The organism is Tenacibaculum sp. AWR4_210, assembly GCF_056160945.1.
The window spans coordinates 1-372 of record NZ_JBSWYF010000065.1; the positions used below are offsets into that span (position 1 = coordinate 1).

1 protein-coding gene is annotated in these 372 nt (G+C 43.8%); it reads left to right on the forward strand.

What is annotated here, in order from left to right; genetic code table 11:
* A partial coding sequence (locus tag ACXAG7_RS20045) for a hypothetical protein (RefSeq protein ID WP_476667938.1) occupies window positions 1-372 on the forward strand: 372 nt, incomplete at both ends.

Sequence of the window (372 nt, forward strand, 5' to 3'; positions counted from 1 at the left end):
GTAACATTACTTCTTCTGACTTAACGGTTGGTGGTGATGCAAACGCTTTACTTGGAGATGTTACACTGGAAATCTCAGCAGGCGCTGTTGGAACTACAGAATTAGCTGACAATGCAGTGACTACGGTTAAGATCAACGACAACGCCGTAACTACCGGAAAAATTAATGCCAATGCAGTAACTACTGCGAAAATCAATGACGATGCAGTTACGGCTGCTAAAATAAACGCTGATGTTGCGGGTACTGGTTTAACACAAAACGGGGCTGGTGCTTTAGTAGTTGATCCGACTGCCTTTAACGGTGACGGTAACATTACTTCTTCTGACTTAACGGTTGGTGGTGATGCAAACGCTTTACTTGGAGATGTTACAC